Here is a 19176-nt window from a genome sequence, read left to right on the forward strand (position 1 = left end):
CCGGGGCCGCCAACCGCCGTAGAATCGCCGACGAAACCTGGTGAGAGGGGAACCCATGGCCGGCGGCCTTGCAGCACTACTCGACGATGTGGCAGCCATCGCCCGCGCGGCGGCGGCCTCCGTCGACGACATCGCGGCCGCGGCCGGCAAGGCGTCCACCAAGGCGGTGGGCGTGGTGGTCGACGATGCGGCGGTCACCCCCCGCTATGTCGACGGCTTCACCCCGGACCGCGAACTGCCGGTGATCTGGAAGATCGCCAAGGGATCGATCCGCAACAAGCTGTTGTTCATCCTGCCCGCAATCCTGCTGCTGAGCCAGTTCCTGCCGTGGGCACTGACCCCGCTACTCATGGTGGGCGGCCTCTACCTCTCCTACGAGGGCGCCGAGAAGATCTGGGAGGCGGTCAGCGGCCACTCCAAGGTGAAGGAGGCACCGGTCGCGATCAAGGGCGAGAACCACGAGGACAAGATGGTGGGTGGCGCCATCCGGACCGACTTCATCCTATCCGCGGAGATCATGGTCATCTCCCTCAACGAGATCGCCGGCGAGGGCTTCTGGATGCGGGCGATCACGCTCGTGGTGGTGGCCTTCGGCATCACCGCGTTGGTCTACGGCGTCGTGGCGCTGATCGTGAAGATGGACGACGTCGGCCTCAGGCTGGCCGCCAACCCGCCCACCAGCCGGCTGGGCGAGGGCTTGGTCAAGGCGATGCCGATCGTCATGAAGGTGCTGTCCACTGTGGGGATCGCGGCGATGCTGTGGGTGGGTGGACACATCCTTCTGGTCGGCATCAACGACCTAGGCTGGCCCGTCATCTACGACTTCGTGCACCACTGGGAGGTGTTGGCGGCCGAGGCGGCGGGCGGCTTCGTCGGCTGGTTGGTCAACACGCTCGCGTCTGCGATCCTCGGCCTCGTGGCCGGCGGGATCGTCGTGGCGATCATGCACCTGATCCCGCGGAAGAAGAAGGTCGCGGCGCACTGACCCTCGCCTCCTGCAGCCTGCTCTCCGGGCAGCGTGGTCTGGTACAGGATGCCCGGGTGCGCGACGGCAGGGCGGGCCTGGGTCGGGTCAGCCCAGGCGGGACGCCAGCTGGGTGATCCCCGGGTTGGGCATCACTGCGCAAGCCCGCCCTGCCGTCCCGCATCCTCGCTGTCGGGCTCAGGCGCTCCGCGGCAGCGGGCCACGCGCGGCGGCTGGCTCAACCGTTTTTCTTGGGGGGGGGCTCTACCCACGACGTAGCCCAACCAGCGTTCGGCGTGGCGGGTCAGCGGTTGGGGCGACCGCCTCCTCCACCCATCCCGCTTCCGGTCGAGGTGCCGGCGGTCACGACCACCGACTGCCCATCCACCGCGACGGTGTACTCCTGGCCGCTGCTGATGCCCTCACCGGAGTAGACGACGTTGGAGAAGTCCTTCTCAGCGGTGAACTCACCAACCATCTCGGAGCCCGAGAGGATCTGGACGGTGGAGCCCGCGGAGCCGGAAACCGTCGCCTGCACCCACCCCTGCGCCGACTCCGCGTCCGGGGTCTCGGCCATCCCGGAGGAGCCGACCGCCAGCAGCGTGCCGCCGCTGATCGTGAACGTGCCGTTGACGTCCAGCGCGCCGTTGCCGTCGTTCAGCGGCCCGTGCACGATGACCGTACCGCCGGTGATCTCGGCGTCTCCGTTGGAGTCGAACCCGTCCCCACCTGCGTCGATGGTGAGCGTTCCGCCGCTGACCAGCGCCGACCCGTCGATGACCCCCATCCCTCCCCCGCCTGGGCCGCCGCCCATCTGCCGGTCCGTGGAGGCGGTGTCGGTGGACGTGGTGGTGTCGGCGGCGGAGACGTTGAGGCCGTCATCCTCCGCGGTCACGTCGATGGTGCCGCCGGTGATCGCGATGTACTGCGCCTCGAGGCCCTCGTAGGACCTGGCCAACGTGACCTCGCCGTCGCCGATGACGAGGCTGAGCTCGGCGTGGATGCCGTCGTCGCCCGCCTCCACCGTGACGGTGCCCCCGGAGATGATCACGTCCGTGGCGGCGTCGAAGCCGTCGGACCCGGAGGTGAGCGCCAGGGTGCCGCCCGAGATGTCGATGAAGCCGGATTCTACCTCGGTGTCATTGGTGGACTTCAGCGCGTCACCACCCGCCTCGACCGTGACGGCGCCGCCCGTGATGGCGAGGTGGTCCTTGCCGCGGATGCCGTCGTCGGCCGCGGTGACCTGGATGCTGCCGCCGACGATGGCCAGGCCGTCGGCAGTGGCGATCCCGTCGAGGCTCCGCCCGGTGACCGTGAGGGAGCCGTCGCCGCCGATGGTCAGGTCCGCCTTGGAATAGAGGGCCGCGGTGGGCGCCTCGTCGGAGGTGCCGGCGTAGCTGGCCGCGTCGGTGAGCGTGCTGCTCGTGCCGTCGGCGAGCACCACCACCGCCTCGCCGGCATCGGCGATGGTGATCGCCGGCCCCGTGTCCGAGGTGATCTCGGCGTCGGAGAGGACGAGCTTCACCTCGTCGTCGGAGGCCGAGTTGACCACCACCTGGCCGTCGAGCGAGCCGGTGAGCACGTAGGTGCCGCCGGCAGTGATGGTGACGGTGTTGCCGTCGATGGTGACGCCCTCGCCGTCGACGGTCGCGGTGCTGCCGCTCAGCGTGATGGTGGTGGCCGACGATGCGTCCCACGTCACGTCGGCGGCGTCCGGCGTGGCGTTGGCGGCCCGGGTGGCGTCCACAGTGAGGGCCGCGCCGTCGACGGTGGTCGCGGTGGTGGTCGTGGTGGTGGCGGAGGTCGTCCCGGCGGCGGCCGTGCTCCCGACGCCGGTGGCGCCGCAGCCCACGAGCAGGGCGCCGACGGCGAGGGAGGACAGGGAGGCGAGGAGTCGCTTGGGGGTCATGGTCATATCTCCTGTGGTGCTTGGTGGGTGTCGGGTTGGGTCGGGTGACGGGGGGGTGTGACTGGTTGTCAGGTTGCGTTTCTTAGGCTTCGAGGCTCGTCGCTGCGCTCCTCACACCTCAGCCAGCAGAAGGGTGAGCGACCACTTCCCGGGTCACTCGGCGGCGGCCCCACTCCGCTGGCTGAGGTGCCGCGCAGCGGCCTCGAAGCCTACGAAACGTAGGCTGACAAGGTCACGTGTATTGGGCTTCGAGGGTCGTCGCTGCGCTCCTCACACCTCAGCCGGCGGTGGAGGGTGGTCAGGCGGCGGCGAGTTCGGTGTGGGTCATGAGGCGGTGCCAACGGTTGTGGGGCAACTCGGGGCGGAGCGTCGCCAACCCCGTGGCGTACTTCGACATGGACACGGGCCGGTGCCCGCGACCCCACAGCACCCGGTCCGCCACCGACGCCCCGGCACTGGACTTCGTCTCGACGATCACCAGGCCGTCGGCCGATCGCTCGTGGCCGGTCTGTCGGTCGGACCACGTCAGGTGCGTGTCGAGCGTGGCGCGGGCGGCGCCGTCGGGCATGAGGAACGTGGACCGGGTGTAGGTGACGTCCAGGACGGGCTCCAGTTCCTCGTCGAGCCGGATCCGGTCCCCCCCGAGGGCCTCGGCGACGAACTCGCGGGCGCCTCCGTCGAGGTGGCGGATCGGCTGCTCCCACGCCACCCGGCGCTTGACCGTGCAGCCGCCGCGGCGGGTCTTGACCTCGAGGAACTGCTGGTCCGTGTCCACATATCGGCGGGTGCGCACCTTGAAGCGGTGACGGCGCCTGTGGGCCGTGCCGAGGAAGCAGTCGAGACCCGCGGTGTCGAAGTAGGTGGAGAGGTAGCCGAATCGACGGCGCCCGTCGATCTCGAGGACCCGGGCCTCACGCGGGAGACCGAGGACGAACGCGTCGGCCTCGGCTGAGGTGAGCACGTACTTGCGGTCCACCCGGGTGAGCAGGGCAGCGGTCCGGTTGAGCTCGTCGAGGGAGACCGGTTCGCGGGCGGCGAGGCCGCGGAGCGGGAGTGTCGCGGCGGTCATCGTGCGTCCGCCCAGGCGACGCGGCGCGTGACGGACGGGGTGGTGGAGCGGTAGCGGACGTCGACGGTGGTGGTGTCGTTGACCAGGTCCAGCCGCTGGACGCTGAGGTGCTTGACGGTGCCGCCGAGGCGGTCCTGCAGGTAGCCGATCAGCGTCGCCTCGTCGGTGATGGCGCGGTCCACCACCACCACCTCACGCTTGTGGCCGCGCAGCAGCATCCCGTGGTCCGCGACGAACATGCCGGCGAGGACCACCGCCATCAGGCTGAGCGCCATCACGGGCTCGGCCCCGAGGCCGCTGAGCAGGCCGAGCGCCAGGGCGCTGAAGTAGTAGGCGATCTCGTGCTGGGCCAGCTCGTCGGAGCGGAGCCGGATGATCGACAGTACGCCGAAGAGCCCTAGACCCAGGCCGGCGCCCACCGCTGTGGAGAGCAGGACGGAGCTGACCGCCATGATGCCGATGTTGACGCCGAGGTAGGCCACGACGAGGTCGCGGCGGCCGTGGCGGGGAAAGTACAGGCCGAGCGTCAGGATCAGGATGCCGACGATGTTGGCCAGGTACAGGATGGCGGTGGTGGACACAGGGGTACTCCTCGGTGGCGGTTTCGGTGATGCACCTATTCCGCCAGCCGAGTCTGTGGGGTCACTGTGGGCGCCCTGCGCCGCCGCTATGAGTCTCTTCGGCGCCTCAGAGCGGGAGGCCCCGGGAACGGAAAAGGTTCGAGGGGTCGTAGAGGCTCTTGACCGACGCCAGCCGTTCGAAGTTCTCCCCGTGTGCACGCCTGACCGCCGACGGGTCGGTGAGGTCGTCGAAGTTGAGGTAGGAGCCCGCGCTCGAGAAGGGCTGCAGGGCCTTCGTCGCGTCGCGCGCCCAACCGATGTTGGCTCGGTCGTCGGCGGGGTCGTCCCAGTTGGATTCCAGCCCGATCATGTACGGCGAGGTCCGGTTGGCGATCGGCGTGCCGTCCGAGGGCACCACCGCGATCGCGCCACCGTTGATCCAGATGTCCAGTGACGTCAGGGGCGAGGGCCGCCGGGCAGCCAGGTCGAGGATCACCTCAGAGGCGTCAGGGGTGAGATCCACCAGGTGCGACGAGCGCCAGTAGTAGCGCCGGCCGCGCGGATAGTCCTCGTCGAAGAACTTCTGCGCCTCCACCCAGGGCACGACGCCGCTCATGTCGGTGAGGACGGTGCCGAGGTCGCGCAGCGGCGCGCAGACGCGCTCCCCATCGTCGACGTCCCCGATGTAGGGGCCGGCGATCCCGACGAACGGCTGTCCCCACAGCTCGCGGGGGAACGGTTCCGCCTCCGGGAAACTCCAACACACAGCGATGGAGCCGAACTCGTCCGGTGCGGACCCCACGAACTCGCGCAGGTTGGCCAGCACCTTCTTCCCCTCGCTCAGCGGGTAGGTCAGGAACGGCAGGTACACGTCAGGGCCGACGGGGTGCGCCTCGTACTCGAGGGCCGTCACCACGCCGAGGTCCCACCCGCCGCCGCAGAGGGCCCAGTACAACTCCGAGTGCTCCTCGATGGACGCGTGGACCAGGCGACCGTCGGCCGTCACGACGTCGGCGCCGGTCACGTTGTCGCAGCTCAGGCCGTGCTTGCGGCGCATCCAGCCGTAGCCGCCACCCAACGTCAGCCCCGCGACCCCCGTCTCGGACACCACACCCAGCGGCACCGCCAGCCCGTGCTTCTGGGTGGCCGCGTCGACGTCGCCGATCTGCGCCCCGCCCTCGGCGCGCACCAACCGCTGGACGGGGTCCACCCTCACGGCCCGCATCCGCCCCAGATCGATCACCAGGCCGCCGTCGATGACTGAGGAGCCGGCCACGTGGTGGCCTCCGCTGCGCACGGAGATCCCCAGGTCGTGAGACCTGGCGAACCTGACCGCCTCGACGACGTCGTCCGTCCCTTGGCAGCTCACGATGGCCGCGGGCCTCTTGTCGATGGTGCCGTTCCACACGCGGCGTGCGGTGTCGTACTGGTCGTCCGCGGCTGAGAGCACCGAGCCGTGGACGCCGGCCGCGAGCTGAAGGAGAGCGTCCCTGTCCATCTCCGGAGTGTGCCTGCTCGCCCGCCGAAATCCGACGCTGACGAGGGCGATCACTGGCGGCGCACGCCTCACCAGCGACGACGCTGCGGCGTTCGGCTCGCCGCACCCCTTTATGGGCGGTCCCGGCCGGTCTCGGCCCCTTGGAGTCTGGCCGCGATGACGGCGGCCTCAGTGCGCGAGCCGACGCCGAGCTTGCGCAAGATGGCGGACACATGGACGCTGGCAGTCTTGTCGCTGATGAACAGGCGCCTCCCGATCTCGCGGTTGGTGAGGCCCTCAGCCACCAGGTGGAGGACCTGCCGCTCGCGGTCCGTGAGATGCGCAGGGGCTTGGGTGGAGTGGGGCACCTCCGCCAACAGATGCGCCCGGCTTCTCAGCTCGGTGACCTTCCGCAGGGTCAGCAGGTCATGGATCCGCCCCGACAGGTGCGCCGCCTGGTCCAGCGTCTCCTCGGCCGCCAGCCGGTCGCCCGACATGATCTGTACCTCACCGAGCCGGAAGAGGGCATCCGAGTGGTACTGGATCGGGACCCGTCCCCGCTCCGCGGCGGCCACGGCCTCGCGCCAGGCGACGACGTCGGTGCCCGCGCCGTCGGCGCCCCCCAGCCGGGCCTCCAGGAGGGCGCGCCAGTCGGCCACCACCTCCCACAGGGCGAGGCTGTCGAGGGTGGAGCGGAGCCGCTGCTCGGCGGCGGCGAAGGGATACCCCTCGCCGGAAAGGATGCCGTCGGCATGGGCGCTTCGCAGAGAGGCCATCACCTCCGCGCCGAGCACCGTGAGCCTCAGGGCAGCGCGGCTTGCCACCGACCGATGACCGTCCCACAGGCACTCGACCTGCTCCCAGGCGCCCGGCAGATCATCGACGGCGAGCGCCACCGCGCCCACCGCCCGCGCGACCGTCAGCCTGCCGGTTGCGCTGCGGCGAGCGCCGTCGATCGCCTGGGCGTGCTGCCGCATCAGGTCCCGGGCCTGGCCGGCCCGGTCCCGGAGGCGCAGGATGTCCATCTGGGCCAACCTGCAGTAGCCGCCGGCGAAGGTCCACGGCCCCAACCCGATCAGTTCCTGCCCCATCCGCTCGGCGGCGGGCAGGTCCCCCAGATCGAGGTGGACGTTCATCACGTGCAGCGAGATGGCGCTCCCCCAGCTGCGCTGCCGCCACGTCTCGCGCGCCAACGTCAACGCGGCAAGGCCTTCCTCGAGCGCTTCACGATGCCGTCCGACGAGGCGCAGCAGGTCCAGCCGCAGGCCGGAGGCGCGCAGGAAGGCATCGGGGTCCGCGTTCATGGCCTGTACCTCGGCCAGGCCCTCGAGGGCGCCGTCGACATCGCCGGAGTATCCGCGGATCGAGGAGATCGAGGTGAGTGCGCGTGCGAACTCGGCCCGAGCCTTCCCCTTGACGCGGTCTGATGCGTCACCCTCCATCAGCACTCTCGCACCCTCCAGCGCCTCCTGGAGCCTGCCCCATCCGACCTCCGGGTCGCCGTAGAAGGCCTGGGCGATCCCGAGCCCACAGGTCACCCGGACGCGCGCCAACCGGTCCAGGTCGTCGCCGTCCGGCGGCAGCTCCGCGTACGCGGCCTCGGCCAGCTCGCAGATCCCGGGCTGCCCCAGGCCTTGGGCGAAGATCGTCTGCTCATGCAGGAGCAGCGCGCGACTGCGGTGATCGTCGGCCGCGCACCGCGCCAGCTCACGCTGCAGAAGCGCCAGCGACCGCGGGTCCGCGGTCTCCATGAACAGGGCCGCAACGTCCAGGACGAAGTCGGTGCGGGTGCAACCCGCGACCGTCGGCGCGTCGGGCACCGCGGACCACAGCTCCAGCGCCTGCTCGCCGAACGAGGCTGCGCTCACCAGCGCCCCCGTCGCCCTGGCCTCGCGGGTGGCCCGGTGCAGGGCCTGGAAGGCGCGCGGCCAGTTGCGGACCTTGGTCCAGTGGTGGGCGATCTGGGCGGCGCTCCCGGCCCCGCCGGCCCTCTCCAACTCCTCCGCGTACCGGGCGTGGAAGCGTGCGCTCTCCCCCGGCAACAGTTCGCCCTCGATCGCCTCCTGGCTGAGCGCGTGGCGGAAGGCGTAGCTGGTGTCCCGCGCGGAGAGGATGTGCGCCTCAACCGCCTCCCGCAGCGCGGCCTCCAACTCAGACGGGTCGCCGTCATGGACTGCCTCGACGAGGTCGTGCGGCACGGACACCCCGCCTGCCGCCAGCATCCGCAACACGGCCTGGGTGGGCCGGCCGACCCCGTGGTAGCGGGCGAGCACCACATCGCGCAGGGACTCCGGGAGGGCGTGGCCGTCGAGGGCGACGAGCTCCTCCACCAGGAACGGGACGCCGTCGCTTCTTCGCGACAGGCTGGCAACATCGACGCCGTGGTCCGGGCCGCGGAGGTGGGCCACCTGCGCCTCAATTTCCTCCCGGGAGAGCCGTCGGAGGTCGATGCGGAACACGTGCCGCATCCGCTCCAGCTCGACCAGGAACGGCCGCAGCGGATCGGTCCTGCCCACCTCGTCGGTCCGGTAGCTGAGGGCGAGCATGAGGCGGCCGCCCCGGAATCGCCCCATCACGGCGCGCAGCAGGTCGAGGGTCGCGGCGTCGGCCCACTGCAGGTCCTCAAGCACCACCAGGACCGGGGTGATCCTGGACAGGCCGACGAGGAGGTCGCGGACGGCCTCGTGGAGCTGCTCGCGGTCTGCGCGCTCTGTTTCGCCGCCGTCCAATTCCGGGACGAGGGCGGCCAATGTGGCGAGACGGACGGGTCCCGCCACCGCGCTGACAGTATCGGCGCTGAAGGCCGCGACCAGGTCCCGCAGCGCCTCGCGCACGGGCTCGAACGGGGTGGCGAACCGGCCCATGCCCACGCAGTGCCCCACCGCGACGGCAATGTCGGACCCCAAGCCGGCGGCGAAATCACGCAGCAGCCTGGTCTTCCCGATGCCTGCCTCACCGGCGATGATCACGCCCCTCGGCACGTTGCCGAGTGAGGCGCGGAACAGGTCGCGCAGATGAGCCAGCTCCCAGTCCCTGCCGACGATGACAGGGCTGACCGTGGCGTCAGTCATTCCTCATGGTGACATACGGACCGACCGCCACCAAGGGTCAGGAAAGCGGGGCCGCTGACGGGTCCTCAGGCGCCCAGTGGCGCATGACGCCTGGGGATGTGGAAACCCTTGAGCAGATCGGACAGGCCCTCCCAGAGGGACCAGTGATGGTTCGGGTCGCTGGGCGTCAGTCCGCCGCGTTCGGCGATGATCCGACGACGTTCAGCGTCCAAGGCGACGTCTGCGGCGCGGTCGCGGTAGACCGACGACGCGAGGTTGATCTCGAGCTGTGACATGGCTGCCTTTCCTCTGGCTCTCCCCCCATGGGGCCATGGGTCAACACTCCGCTCTAAGGGGGGTGGCCGGCATCGGGCAGGTGCCTTAGTTCCGCTGCTTGGGCGGCCCGATCCTGCGGCCTGAGGCATCCGGAGTCGACGGGGGCTGGCGCCGTGACCAATGTTTGTATAAGCTTTGTTCAACGTTAGTCTCTGAGGAAGGGCGAACCATGCTCCGCAACGATCGAATCCGGCAAGTCGTCATCACCGCCAGCGCGGTCTTCATGATCATCGGAACCCTCTTCGGCATCGGGGTGATCGGCACCCGCGTCGAGGAGGCCGCCGGCGGCAGCCTGTCCGCCACCGCGACACTCGTCGCCCCCGCGGTCAACGCGTTCTCGATCTGGTCGGTCATCTACGCCGGACTCATCGCCTACGTGGTCTGGCAGTGGCTGCCGGCCAACACCACCAGCGCCCGCGCCCGCTCCATCGGCTGGCTGGCCGCGGCGTCGATGGTGCTCAACGCCTCTTGGCTCCTGGTCACGCAGGTGGGCTGGCTGTGGGCGAGTGTCGCGGTGATCGTCGCCCTCGCGCTGGTGCTCGGCGAGCTGGTCCGACGGCTGACCGCGCTCCCCGCCGACGCCGACCGCCCCGCCACGACGTGGGCCGAGCGCTTCATCGTCGACGGCACCTTCGGGCTGTACCTCGGCTGGGTGTCGGTGGCCACCGTCGCCAACATCACCGCGACCCTCGTAGATTCCGGCGTCAACCCGGCGGCTCCCGTCTCGGAGTACCTGGCTGTCGCGGTGCTGGCGGTGGCCGCTGCGCTGGGCGTCATACTTGCGAAGGCGTTCGGCGGCCGGTTCGGCGTGGCCGCCGCCATGGCCTGGGGCCTGGGCTGGATCGCTGTGGGACGCCTCACCGACGCGCCGGCGTCCACGCTCACCGGGGTGGCGGCTGCGGTCGCGGCGGCTGTGATTGTCGCGGCGGCGGTGGCCGTCCGGCTGCGCACGTCGTCGCCCGTCAGGTCCCGGGCAGCCCAGGCGACCGCCTGACCCGACCACGTCGGCTGTGGCGCGGGAGCGAAGCGACGAGCCCGCACCGCGGGCTGAGGTGCGAGGAGCGCAGCGACGAGCCTCGAAGCCTAAGAAACGTACCTAGTCAGCTCACGTTTCAAAGGCTTCGAGGCCGCTTCGCGGCACCTCAGCCAGCAGGGAAAGCAACACGCAGCACCTCCCGCTGGCTGAGGAGCGAGGAGCGCAGCGACGAGCCTCGAAGCCTAAGAAACGTACCTAGTCAGCTCACGTTTCAAAGGCTTCGAGGCCGCCACGCGGCACCTCAGCCAGCGGGAGTGGCGACCGGGGGTAGGTCCTTCACCGCGGGACCCTCGAGCAAGGCCCCGTCGGCCGCGAACCTGGAGCCGTGCAGCGGACAGTCCCATGACCTCTCCGCATCGTTCCACCGCACCACCCCACCCAGGTGGGTGCACACGCCAGACACCCGGCAGGTCACACCGCCGACCGTCGACACCGCCTCAGGGAGGCCCCGCGAACCCCGGCCGACGACGCCCTCCCCCTCCGAGGGGGGCCCGTCGGGGAGGGCGCGCAGCTCAGCTTGGACCCAGTCCTGCGCGAGGGTCGCGGCCACCTTGAGGTTGGGCGCGACGGCGCTGACCACAGCCTTGGGCTTGGGTCGCCGCGACAGTAGCGTCTCCGCCCACGCCATGGATCCGTCGAGGATCTGCGCGCTGAGGCTGAGCGCCGCCGCGACCCCGTTGGTCATGCCCCACTTGTTGTAGCCCGTGGCGACGAAGATCTTCCCGCCACCTCGGGGCATGGGCCCAACGAACGGCACGCGGTCCACGGCCTGGTAGTCCTGCGCGGACCAGGCGTGCAGGGGTTCTGCGCCGGGGAAGTTCTCCTGCGCCCACCGTCGGAGATCCGCGACGGCCTCCGCCTCGGAGTCGGTGCGGCCCACGACGTGCCCGTTGCCGCCCACCATGAGCAGCTCGCCGTCGTCGACGGGGACCGTGCGGAGTGATCTCGACGGACTGTCCGCGCTCAGATACATGCCCTGCGGGATGGCGCCAGGCACGCGGTAGGTGGTGGCGTAGGAACGCATCGGGGCGAGCTTGGCGAAGTAGCCGCCGCGGTCCAGGATGGGGCTGCCGGTGGCGAGGATGAGCCGGTCGGCGGTGAGGGTGCCGCGCGTGGTGGTGACGGTGACGATGCGGCCCGGGTCCGCGTCGGTGACCCGGGCATCCTCGACGAGCACGCCCCCGTGCGCGGCGAGCTCGGCCAGGAGGACGTCGAGGACCAGCAGCGGGTGGATCTGCACCTGGTCCGCCAGAGAGATGGCTCCGGCCACCTTGAACGGCAGCTCGGTGTCGACGGTCCACTCGGCCTCGAGGCCCGACGCGCGGCAGGCGTCGTGTTCGGCGCGCAGGCCCATCACGGCGTCGTCGCCCGCCACGTAGGTGTAGGCGGTCCTGCGCTGGTACGCCACGCCGCGATCCTCGAGCAGCCGAACCAGCCACGCCTGCCCCTCCCTGTTGCCCTCGACGTAGGCGCGGAGCACGTCGTCGGACTGGTGGGACCGGAGGTCGGAGAGGACGGTGCCCTGAAGCAGCGACACCTTCGCGGTGGTGTTTCCGGTGGCGACGGCGCCCACTGATCGCGCCTCGATGACGACGACGCGCTGGCCGGACCTGGCCAGCAGCGCCGCGACGGTGAGGCCCGTGATCCCGGCACCGGCGATGACGGTGTCCAGGTGTGCGCCCTCCGGGAATGGGCCCGACGGCGCGCTCAGGGTGGGGTGGGTGACGAACCAGACTGACTTCATGGTCTCCATGCCCCATCATCGCCCCGGCCGGGTCGTGGCCCCGGCCGGTTGGCGAAATCAGGTCCGGATTCCGCCCCTTCCCCGCGGCTCCGTCCGGCCGTTAGGGTGAGCCATGAGCGAGCGTGCCCCCGTCGAGCGGGTCGATGCAGTGGTAGTGGGATCAGGCTTCGGGGGGTCCGTGACGGCCTTTCGGCTGGCCGAAGCGGGACACGCGACGGTCCTTTTGGAGCGCGGCCGCCCATATCCACCAGGAAGTTTCGCGCGGAATCCGCACGAGATGAGCCGTGCCTTCTGGGAGCCGAAGGACGAGCTGTTCGGCCTGTTCGACATCAAGTCCTTCCGCAAGCTGGAGGCGGTGGTCTCCAGCGGCCTGGGCGGCGGTTCTCTGATCTACGCCAACGTGCTGCTGCGCAAGGACGAGAAGTGGTTCGTGGCCGACTCGCCGCTCCCCGGCGGCGGCTACGAGCACTGGCCGATCAGCCGCGCGGACCTGGAGCCGCACTACGACGCGGTGGAGGCGATGCTGACCCCCGTCCCGTCGCCCTACCCGGACCTGCCGAAGACGAGGGCTTTGCGCGAGGCCGCGGAGTCGTTGGGGCTGGACGTGATCCACCCTCCCCTGGCCATCTCCTTCTCCGCGACCCCGCACGGGGCGCCCGCGATGAAGCAGATCATCGCGCCCCCGGAGTACGGGAACCTGCACGACACCACCCGCCTCACCTGCCGGCTCTGCGGCGAGTGCGACATCGGCTGCAACGAGGGCGCCAAGAACACCCTGGACCACACGTACCTCTCGGCCGCGGTCCACCACGGCGCCGACATCCGCCCCCACTGCGAGGTCTCGGGCATCGTCCCGCTGAGCGGCGGCGGCTACTCCGTGCGCTACACCGAGTACGGCGACCCGCTGGAGGACAACGGCCACCGCACGCGCACCACCCGCACCCTCCATGGCGACCGGCTGTTTCTGGCCGCCGGTGCGCTGGGCACCACCACCCTCCTGCTGCGCAACCGGGTGAACCTCCCTGGCCTGAGCCGGGCGTTGGGGTCGCGGTTCTCGGGCAACGGCGATCTCCTCACCTTCGCGATGGGCGCCCGGGTGGACACCGAGTCCGGGAACCCTCGGCTCATCGACGGCAGCCACGGTCCAGTGATCACCACGTCGATCCGCGTGCCCGACGCTCTGGACGGAGACCCGCAGCACCACCGCGGGTACTACGTGCAGGAGGCCGGGTTCCCCGAGTTCGCCAACTGGCTGATCGAGACCGCCCAGGTGACGTCGTCGCTCCAGCGGGCGGCGAAGGTGGCGCGCGAGATCCTGCTGCACCGCCTTCGGGGGCAGAACGAATCGACCATCTCGGCGGAGGTCGCTGGGCTGGTCGGTCAGGGCCGCCTGGGCTCGAGCTCGCTGCCGATGCTGGGAATGGGCCGGGACGTCGCGGACGGACGCGTGGTCCTGAGGGACGGCCAGATCGATGTCGACTGGTGCAGCGCGACGTCGATGCGCTACTTCACCGCCATGCGCGAGACCATGCGGGCGATGTCGGACAAGCTGAACGCCGACTTCCACGACAACCCGCTGTGGTGGACGAAGCGCGTCGTGACTGTGCACCCGCTCGGGGGCGCGCCGATGGGCCGCTCGCCCCATGACGGGCTGGTCGACGCGCATGGTGAGGTGTTCGGCTACCCCGGTCTCTTCATCGTCGACGGCGCGGCGATGCCCGGCCCGGTGGGCCCGAATCCGGCGCTCACCATCGCCGCGAACGCGGACCGGATCGTGGAGCGGGTGCTGGAATCGGCGCCTGCAGGACGCCGGTCGGACGAGAACGACGACGACCTGCCGGGATCCGCGCCGGCCGCTCTCCTCGACGGCGACACCGTCGAGTTCACCGAGCAGATGAAAGGCTTCCTGGCGCTCGGCGAGACGGATCCCGTCGTCGGCTGGAAGCGGGCGCGGCTGGTGAATCAGCGGTTCATGTTCGAGCTGACCATCACCGTCCCCGACGTGGAACGGTTCCTCGCCGACGACCTGCACCCCGGGACCGCGTCGGGGTACGTGCGCTGCGAGGAGTTGGGCGGGAAGCTTCCTGTGGAGCGGGGCTTCTTCAACCTGTTCGTCGCCACGGAGTTCGCCGCCACGCGGGAGATGCGCTACCGGCTGTGGTTCCGTGACCTCGCCGGTGCGCCGGTGACGATGTACGGCTTCAAGACCGTGCGCAACGACCCGGGGTTGGACATCTGGAAGGACACCTCCACCCTGTACATCACGCTGCTCAAGGGGCATGTGCCGCCCGGCGGCGACGGGCCGGTCCTCGGCGCCGGGCTCCTCCGCATCCTGCCGCGCGACTTCGCCCGCCAACTCACCACGTTCCGCGCGGACGGCCGGACCCCGCTGCGCTCGTTGGGCAGGTTCGGGACCCACTTCGCGCGCACCTTGACCGATACCTACGGGCCCGTTCGCAAGGAGGACCGATGAGCACCCCGGTACAGATCCGGCCCACCACCCGCGCCGACCATCGGGTCACCCACCACGTGATCGCCGCGCGCGACGGGCACCCGATCACCCTGCTGCGGATCCGCGGCAGGCATGAGCCGACGCGGGAGCCGGTGATTCTGGTGCACGGCGCGGGGGTCCGTGGGGAGATCTTCCGGCCCCCGGTGCCGCGGACGTTCGTCGACGCGCTGATCGACGACGGGTGGGACGTGTGGCTGCTCAACTGGCGGGCGTCGATCGACCTCGATCCGGTTGCCTGGACCCTCGACGATGCCGCCGCGTGGGACCATCCGGCCGCCGTCGAGTACGTGGCCGAGGCGACCGGGTCACCGACCATGAAGGCGGTCATCCACTGCCAGGGGTCCACCTCGTTCGCCATGGCCGCCGCGGCGGGGCTGCTTCCTCAGGTGACCACGATCGTCTCCAACGCGGTGTCGTTCCACCCCGTGATCCCGCCGGTGTCGGTGTTCAAGATCCGTCGGCTTCGGCCTCTCCTCCAGCCGCTCAGCCCGTACCTGAACCCGGCCTGGGGCGACGAGCCGGACTCGCTGTTCGCGCGCGCCACCAGGGCGGCGGTGAACCTGACGCACCGCGAGTGCGACAACTCCGTGTGCCGGCAGGTGAGCTTCACCTACGGCGCGGGCAGGCCTGCGCTGTGGTCGCACGCCAACCTGGATGCTGACACGCACGAGTGGATCCGCGGCGAGTTCGGGAAGGTGCCGATGAGCTTCTTTGCGCAGATGGACGCCTCGGTCCGCGCGGGGCACCTGGTGTCGGTGTCGCGGAGGGAAGGGCTCCCGGACGACTACGGAGTGAGCGCGCCCCAGACCGCCGCCCGGTGGGTGCTCTACGCCGGGCGCAACAACCGCTGCTTCCTGCCCGAGAGCCAGGAGCGCACTCATCGGTGGCTGGAGGGGGTGGAGCCGGGGCGGCATGCGCTGCGCGTGGTGCCCGGGTACGGTCACCTGGACATTTTTCTTGGCCGCGACGCGGCGCGAGACGTGTTCCCGGGGATGCTGGCCGAGTTGGCCCGCTGACCCCCACCGCTGGTTGAGGCGCTGCGCGGCACCTCAGCCAGCGGGCCAGCCGGCTGACACGGACACGCTCAGGCCGCGAGCAACCTGACCAGCACTCGCCGGTAGCCGCCGCGCAGCACCCGCGCCGCCGTCGGCTGGAGGAAGCCCGGCAGCCACGGGAGATGGACGGTCTGCTCCCATCGGACCGCGCTCCCGCCGGCCGACGGCGTGGCGGTGACCTGCACGACACCGCGGATGACGCGACCCCGCTTTACGATGGTCGCCGCCGCGTCGGGCGCGAAGGTGAGTGCCTCGATGCGCATGTGGTCATCGAAGCCGAACCGGCCCACGCCGGTGCGGCCGACGAACCGCGACCCCACCGTCAACTCGTCCGCCGAAACCGCCGGGGTCACCCTGGTCAGCGGGATGAGGCGGTCATGGGCGCGGAGGTCGAGGAGGCGGCGCAGGGCCTGGTCGGACGGGCATGCGGCCGGGAGTTCGACGGTGAAGTGGGCCCGGATCATCGCCCAATCCTAGGCGGCCCCGGGCCGGGCGAGATCCGGTCTGCAACTTGCTATCCATAGAGCGGTTTCTGCGTATATACACACAAGCCGCTCTCTGGATAGCAAGTTGCAGACAGCTTCGGGCCAGCGCCCAGGGGTATCGTGAGGAGATGAGGTTTGCTTGATGTTCTGCCGTGTATCTGCCGTTGTCGGCGCCGTTTGCATCGCGCTCGGCGTCTCAGGCTGCGCCCCCGCGCTGCCCTCACCCTCGCCGACGACGAGCCGGTCGGCGACGTCGACGGCCGCACCCACCCCGGATGCCACCCAGTCGGCAAACCCCGCAGCTTCACCGTCGCTGCTCGACTTCACCACGCAGACCGTTCTCCTCCCCGAATTCCACGAGCTCGCGCCGCCCTGGGAGGAGCTGTTCACGCTCCCCTACGGCGACGGCGAGGACCGGCTCGGCACCTCCCCCGGCGGCGAGGGCCTCGAATGGGGCCCCAGCTACGGCACGCAGCTGCCCGACGGCACCTGGTGGTTCCTCGACACCGCCAACTTCCGCCTGGCCCACTTCGACGAGGGCGGCTCGTACCTCGGCGACGCCCCCCTCCCCGAGGAGCACCTCGCCCAGGGAGAGTTTCTTCAATGGCAGTCCCCGCAGGCGCTGGCCGACGGCACCGTCGTGCTGCAGAGCACCACCCCCGACCGCCCCGGGATGCTGAGGCTGGCCCCGGACGGCACGTTCTCCCGGGTGGAGCTGGACCGGTTCCCGGGGCTCAAAGGCACCGACGGCACCAGCCTCTTCGGCTTCGACGAGGATGGCCGCCCCGTCGTGGTGGACCCGGCAGATGGCTTGCTCGCGCAGGTGGATTCCTTCGTCGGGCAGGGTGGGCTGAGCTATTTCGTCGAGGCGGAGCCAGGGAGCGTCTCGGTCCAGCTCGGTGACCTGGCGCTGCCCATCCCGCTTGAGGCGGCGGACCACCCCGACGCCCTGGTGTATCCCTCGATCGAGGCGGCCACGGGCACCGACGGAGTTCTCACGCTCCTGGTGAGCGGGATCGCGGAGGTGGAGACCGGCGTGGCGGTTGACGCCTCAGCCGTGCTGCGCATCGACGCGGCGGGGGCGGGCACCGTCGAGCCCGTTCCCATGCTCACCAGCGAGGCCGACCCGGGCGACGGCGCCCGTCTGGGCATCCGGCTCGGGGATGATCGCCCGTGGCTGATGGCTGTCGACGCGGACGCCCTCCGGGTCTACCGCCGTGGGTGAGGAGTGGGCCGCGGGTCTGGCCGCGGAGCTCGACGCCGAGCTTCGCGCGCGGGCGGTCCCCGAGCGCGCCGCGGGCGAGAAGGCCTACCTCAAAAGCGAGTTGACGCACTACGGGGCATCGATGCCGGCGATGCGCGCCGCTGTCCGCGCGGCCATGGCGGGGGTCACGCTGGGCCACGACGAGTTGGTCGCGCTCGTCGAGGCGCTGTGGGCCGAGCCGGTGCATGAGCGTCGCGCGGCCTCCGTCGACCTTCTGGAGACACACCGCGGGCTCCTGGGGGTGGCGGATGCCGACCTGCTCGAGCGGCTGCTGCGGGAGTCGCGGACCTGGGCGCTGGTGGACTCGTTAGCCGGCTCCGTCGTCGGCCCGGTCTCCGACGGCGACCCGTTATGGGGTCCCGTCCTGGACGGATGGGCCTCCGACGACGACTTCTGGATCAGGCGTTCGGCGCTCCTCGCCCACCTGATCCCGCTGCGCACCGGGGGCGGGGACTGGGCGCGCTTCGCCCGCTACGCCGACGCCATGCTGGAGGAGAAGGAGTTCTTCATCCGCAAGGCGATCGGGTGGATCCTCCGCGACACCGCCCGACGGCGGCCGGAGTATGTCTTCGACTGGCTGCTGCCGCGCGCGGGCAGAGCGTCGGGAGTGACGATCCGAGAGGCGGTCAAGTACCTCGCGCCGGAGCAGCGGGAAGCCGTTCTGGCCGCCCGCTGATCCGAACGTTCAGGCTGGTGGTGGCGGGGGCGGAGTCGGTGGTGGCGGGGGCGGGGCCTCGTCGGTGGGCCAGCCGTCGTCCCACGTGGGCGGCAACGGCATCAGCCGTGGACCGTCCTGCTCGTACGGGCCCTGGTCCAGGCGGAACGGTGGGTACTCGTCGGTCATGAGGAGGGAGTAGGCCGTGACACGCAGCTGCCATCGGTTGAACCCCATGACCACGCGGTAGACCTGCTGCGGGTAGGTGCCGGAGACCAGCACGATGATGAGCGCGATCAGGACCAGGATCGGCACGAGGCCCGGCCAGTTGGTGTCCGTGGTGACCTGCCCGGCCTCGTCGTTGTGGGGGCGGGTGAAGCCGAAGAGGATGGCCAGGATGATGTAGTGCGGGATGGCCAGCAGCCACCACTTCACCAGGACCAACCCGCGGGAGAGCCGCTCGGGGTAGCGAACGTCCAGCCGGGCGGGGTAGTCGGGCACGTCGGCGAGCGTGAACGGCGGATATCGGTCCGTGGCGCCGACGCTGTAGAGGTAATACGCCAGGCGCCAGCCCCAGCGCATGACGCCGACGAGGTAGTCGAACGCCCCGCGCGGGTACCGGCCGGTGATGAGGATCGCGAGCAGCGCCCAGAACCAGGCGAACACCGCCCCGATCGCGAGGAAGGCGAGCGCGATGTAGTGAGGGAAGGCCAGGAGCCACTTCACCAGCCAGAGCGCTCGCGACACGTCGGGTCGCTCAGCGCCTTCGACGGTGACAGGGGAATCGGGACCGCGGAACGTATCCATGTCCATGGCCGAATCGTCCCAGATGTGGGCGTCCGGCGACGGAACGGTGATGAGACGCACAACAGCGCGGGTGCCCTCGGCAGTGCCACCCATCAGCGGGCTGAGGAGCGAGGAGCGCAGCGACGACCCCACCCCCGCGGGCTGAGGAGCGAGGAGCGCAGCGACGAGCCCACTCCCGCGGGCTGAGGAGCGAGGAACGCAGCGACGAGCCTCGAAGCCTCAGAAACGTGAGCTGACAAGGTCACCTTCTCGA

Annotated in this window: 15 protein-coding genes; 6 read left to right on the forward strand and 9 right to left on the reverse strand. The window is 70.5% G+C overall.

What is annotated here, in order from left to right; all coding sequences use genetic code 11:
- Window positions 1-55: 55 nt before the first annotated feature.
- Window positions 56-985, forward strand: a complete 930-nt coding sequence (locus tag ACX1D1_RS00655) for a DUF808 domain-containing protein (protein ID WP_459055496.1) — start codon at window positions 56-58, stop codon at window positions 983-985.
- 283 nt (window positions 986-1268) lie between these two features.
- Here ACX1D1_RS00655 and ACX1D1_RS00660 read toward each other — a convergent pair whose 3' ends face one another.
- The 6 genes from ACX1D1_RS00660 to ACX1D1_RS00685 all read right to left on the reverse strand — a co-directional run bounded on the left by ACX1D1_RS00660 (window position 1269) and on the right by ACX1D1_RS00685 (window position 9325).
- Window positions 1269-2873 carry a carbohydrate-binding domain-containing protein gene (locus ACX1D1_RS00660; RefSeq protein WP_459055497.1) on the reverse strand — a complete coding sequence of 535 codons (1605 nt, stop codon included), beginning with the start codon at window positions 2871-2873 and terminating at the stop codon, window positions 1269-1271.
- A gap of 298 nt (window positions 2874-3171) precedes the next feature.
- Window positions 3172-3942 carry a polyphosphate polymerase domain-containing protein gene (locus ACX1D1_RS00665; protein WP_459055498.1) on the reverse strand — a complete coding sequence of 257 codons (771 nt, stop codon included), beginning with the start codon at window positions 3940-3942 and terminating at the stop codon, window positions 3172-3174.
- Entirely contained in the window at window positions 3939-4523 is a 585-nt protein-coding gene (locus ACX1D1_RS00670; protein WP_182800193.1) for a DUF4956 domain-containing protein, read from the reverse strand. Before ACX1D1_RS00670 ends, ACX1D1_RS00665 begins: the two co-directional genes overlap by 4 nt.
- Window positions 4524-4629: 106 nt before the next feature.
- Window positions 4630-6000, reverse strand: coding sequence for an FAD-binding oxidoreductase (locus ACX1D1_RS00675; RefSeq protein WP_459055499.1), 1371 nt, complete (start codon window positions 5998-6000; stop codon window positions 4630-4632).
- 110 nt (window positions 6001-6110) lie between these two features.
- Window positions 6111-9050, reverse strand: coding sequence for a helix-turn-helix transcriptional regulator (locus ACX1D1_RS00680; protein ID WP_459055500.1), 2940 nt, complete (start codon window positions 9048-9050; stop codon window positions 6111-6113).
- Window positions 9051-9115: 65 nt separating this feature from the next.
- Window positions 9116-9325: a hypothetical protein gene (locus tag ACX1D1_RS00685; protein ID WP_182800196.1), complete on the reverse strand. Its 210-nt coding sequence runs from the start codon at window positions 9323-9325 to the stop codon at window positions 9116-9118.
- A gap of 209 nt (window positions 9326-9534) precedes the next feature.
- Between ACX1D1_RS00685 and ACX1D1_RS00690 the strand changes: the two genes are divergently transcribed.
- Window positions 9535-10359, forward strand: coding sequence for a TspO-related membrane protein (locus tag ACX1D1_RS00690; RefSeq protein WP_459055501.1), 825 nt, complete (start codon window positions 9535-9537; stop codon window positions 10357-10359).
- 283 nt (window positions 10360-10642) lie between these two features.
- Here the strand turns inward: ACX1D1_RS00690 and ACX1D1_RS00695 are convergent, their stop codons facing one another.
- Entirely contained in the window at window positions 10643-12154 is a 1512-nt protein-coding gene (locus tag ACX1D1_RS00695; RefSeq protein ID WP_459055502.1) for an FAD-dependent oxidoreductase, read from the reverse strand.
- Window positions 12155-12422: 268 nt separating this feature from the next.
- Between ACX1D1_RS00695 and ACX1D1_RS00700 the strand changes: the two genes are divergently transcribed.
- Together ACX1D1_RS00700 and ACX1D1_RS00705 are read left to right on the forward strand one after the other, a co-directional pair.
- On the forward strand, window positions 12423-14618 hold the full coding sequence (locus ACX1D1_RS00700; RefSeq protein ID WP_459055503.1) for a GMC oxidoreductase: 2196 nt from the start codon (window positions 12423-12425) through the stop codon (window positions 14616-14618).
- Window positions 14615-15673: an alpha/beta fold hydrolase gene (locus ACX1D1_RS00705; protein ID WP_459055504.1), complete on the forward strand. Its 1059-nt coding sequence runs from the start codon at window positions 14615-14617 to the stop codon at window positions 15671-15673. The genes ACX1D1_RS00700 and ACX1D1_RS00705 overlap by 4 nt, the downstream gene beginning before the upstream one ends.
- A 68-nt stretch (window positions 15674-15741) precedes the next feature.
- Here the strand turns inward: ACX1D1_RS00705 and ACX1D1_RS00710 are convergent, their stop codons facing one another.
- A complete protein-coding gene (locus tag ACX1D1_RS00710; protein WP_459055505.1) occupies window positions 15742-16176 on the reverse strand; it encodes an SRPBCC family protein in 435 nt (144 codons plus the stop codon).
- A gap of 163 nt (window positions 16177-16339) precedes the next feature.
- Between ACX1D1_RS00710 and ACX1D1_RS00715 the strand changes: the two genes are divergently transcribed.
- Both ACX1D1_RS00715 and ACX1D1_RS00720 read left to right on the forward strand, forming a co-directional pair.
- Window positions 16340-17422 (forward strand): DUF7485 domain-containing protein, encoded by a 1083-nt coding sequence (locus tag ACX1D1_RS00715; protein WP_459055506.1) that lies wholly within the window; start codon window positions 16340-16342, stop codon window positions 17420-17422.
- The gene (locus tag ACX1D1_RS00720; protein WP_459055507.1) at window positions 17415-18137 is read left to right on the forward strand and encodes a DNA alkylation repair protein; all 723 of its coding nucleotides are present in this window, start codon (window positions 17415-17417) and stop codon (window positions 18135-18137) included. The genes ACX1D1_RS00715 and ACX1D1_RS00720 overlap by 8 nt, the downstream gene beginning before the upstream one ends.
- A gap of 9 nt (window positions 18138-18146) precedes the next feature.
- Here ACX1D1_RS00720 and ACX1D1_RS00725 read toward each other — a convergent pair whose 3' ends face one another.
- The gene (locus ACX1D1_RS00725; RefSeq protein WP_459055508.1) at window positions 18147-19016 is read right to left on the reverse strand and encodes a DUF4389 domain-containing protein; all 870 of its coding nucleotides are present in this window, start codon (window positions 19014-19016) and stop codon (window positions 18147-18149) included.
- Between the last annotated feature and the right edge of the window lie 160 nt (window positions 19017-19176).

Source organism: Tessaracoccus luoxuelianae, from assembly GCF_054483915.1.